The organism is Enterobacter sp. 120016, from assembly GCF_018383635.1.
Classification (GTDB): domain Bacteria; phylum Pseudomonadota; class Gammaproteobacteria; order Enterobacterales; family Enterobacteriaceae; genus Enterobacter; species Enterobacter asburiae_D.
On record NZ_JAHAWC010000035.1, the window covers coordinates 1 to 2,786 of the forward strand.

A 2,786-nucleotide genomic window follows, 5' to 3' on the forward strand; every position below is an offset into this window, starting at 1 on the left:
CACTATCGTTAACTGAATACATAGGTTAACGAGGCGAACCGGGGGAACTGAAACATCTAAGTACCCCGAGGAAAAGAAATCAACCGAGATTCCCCCAGTAGCGGCGAGCGAACGGGGAGCAGCCCAGAGTCTGAATCAGCTTGTGTGTTAGTGGAAGCGTCTGGAAAGTCGCACGGTACAGGGTGATAGTCCCGTACACGAAAATGCACAGGTTGTGAACTCGAAGAGTAGGGCGGGACACGTGGTATCCTGTCTGAATATGGGGGGACCATCCTCCAAGGCTAAATACTCCTGACTGACCGATAGTGAACCAGTACCGTGAGGGAAAGGCGAAAAGAACCCCGGCGAGGGGAGTGAAAAAGAACCTGAAACCGTGTACGTACAAGCAGTGGGAGCACCCTTGTGGTGTGACTGCGTACCTTTTGTATAATGGGTCAGCGACTTATATTCTGTAGCAAGGTTAACCGTATAGGGGAGCCGAAGGGAAACCGAGTCTTAACTGGGCGTTAAGTTGCAGGGTATAGACCCGAAACCCGGTGATCTAGCCATGGGCAGGTTGAAGGTTGGGTAACACTAACTGGAGGACCGAACCGACTAATGTTGAAAAATTAGCGGATGACTTGTGGCTGGGGGTGAAAGGCCAATCAAACCGGGAGATAGCTGGTTCTCCCCGAAAGCTATTTAGGTAGCGCCTCGTGAACTCATCTTCGGGGGTAGAGCACTGTTTCGGCTAGGGGGCCATCCCGGCTTACCAACCCGATGCAAACTACGAATACCGAAGAATGTTATCACGGGAGACACACGGCGGGTGCTAACGTCCGTCGTGAAGAGGGAAACAACCCAGACCGCCAGCTAAGGTCCCAAAGTCATGGTTAAGTGGGAAACGATGTGGGAAGGCACAGACAGCCAGGATGTTGGCTTAGAAGCAGCCATCATTTAAAGAAAGCGTAATAGCTCACTGGTCGAGTCGGCCTGCGCGGAAGATGTAACGGGGCTAAACCATGCACCGAAGCTGCGGCAGCGACGCTTATGCGTTGTTGGGTAGGGGAGCGTTCTGTAAGCCGTTGAAGGTGTCCTGTGAGGGGTGCTGGAGGTATCAGAAGTGCGAATGCTGACATAAGTAACGATAATGCGGGTGAAAAGCCCGCACGCCGGAAGACCAAGGGTTCCTGTCCAACGTTAATCGGGGCAGGGTGAGTCGACCCCTAAGGCGAGGCCGAAAGGCGTAGTCGATGGGAAACAGGTTAATATTCCTGTACTTGGTGTTACTGCGAAGGGGGGACGGAGAAGGCTATGTTAGCCGGGCGACGGTTGTCCCGGTTTAAGCATGTAGGCGGAGGTTCCAGGTAAATCCGGTACCTTATTAACGCTGAGGTGTGATGACGAGGCACTACGGTGCTGAAGTAACAAATGCCCTGCTTCCAGGAAAAGCCTCTAAGCATCAGGTAACATCAAATCGTACCCCAAACCGACACAGGTGGTCAGGTAGAGAATACCAAGGCGCTTGAGAGAACTCGGGTGAAGGAACTAGGCAAAATGGTGCCGTAACTTCGGGAGAAGGCACGCTGATATGTAGGTGAAGCCCCTGCGGGTGGAGCTGAAATCAGTCGAAGATACCAGCTGGCTGCAACTGTTTATTAAAAACACAGCACTGTGCAAACACGAAAGTGGACGTATACGGTGTGACGCCTGCCCGGTGCCGGAAGGTTAATTGATGGGGTTAGCGGCAACGCGAAGCTCTTGATCGAAGCCCCGGTAAACGGCGGCCGTAACTATAACGGTCCTAAGGTAGCGAAATTCCTTGTCGGGTAAGTTCCGACCTGCACGAATGGCGTAATGATGGCCAGGCTGTCTCCACCCGAGACTCAGTGAAATTGAACTCGCTGTGAAGATGCAGTGTACCCGCGGCAAGACGGAAAGACCCCGTGAACCTTTACTATAGCTTGACACTGAACACTGGTCCTTGATGTGTAGGATAGGTGGGAGGCTTTGAAGCGTGGACGCCAGTCTGCGTGGAGCCGCCCTTGAAATACCACCCTTTAATGGCTGGTGTTCTAACGTAGACCCGTAATCCGGGTTGCGGACAGTGTCTGGTGGGTAGTTTGACTGGGGCGGTCTCCTCCCAAAGAGTAACGGAGGAGCACGAAGGTTAGCTAATCCTGGTCGGACATCAGGAGGTTAGTGCAATGGCATAAGCTAGCTTGACTGCGAGAGTGACGGCTCGAGCAGGTGCGAAAGCAGGTCATAGTGATCCGGTGGTTCTGAATGGAAGGGCCATCGCTCAACGGATAAAAGGTACTCCGGGGATAACAGGCTGATACCGCCCAAGAGTTCATATCGACGGCGGTGTTTGGCACCTCGATGTCGGCTCATCACATCCTGGGGCTGAAGTAGGTCCCAAGGGTATGGCTGTTCGCCATTTAAAGTGGTACGCGAGCTGGGTTTAGAACGTCGTGAGACAGTTCGGTCCCTATCTGCCGTGGGCGCTGGAGAATTGAGGGGGGCTGCTCCTAGTACGAGAGGACCGGAGTGGACGCATCACTGGTGTTCGGGTTGTCATGCCAATGGCATTGCCCGGTAGCTAAATGCGGAAAAGATAAGTGCTGAAAGCATCTAAGCACGAAACTTGCCCCGAGATGAGTTCTCCCTGACTCCTTGAGAGTCCTGAAGGAACGTTGAAGACTACGACGTTGATAGGTCGGGTGTGTAAGCGCAGCGATGCGTTGAGCTAACCGATACTAATGAACCGTGAGGCTTAACCTTACAACGCCGAAGCTGTTTCGGCG

1 rRNA gene is annotated in these 2,786 nt (G+C 53.2%); it reads left to right on the forward strand.

The features are described from left to right. A 23S ribosomal RNA gene (locus KIF87_RS22965) occupies positions 1-2,763 on the forward strand; the annotation flags it as partial. Between the last annotated feature and the right edge of the window lie 23 nt (positions 2,764-2,786).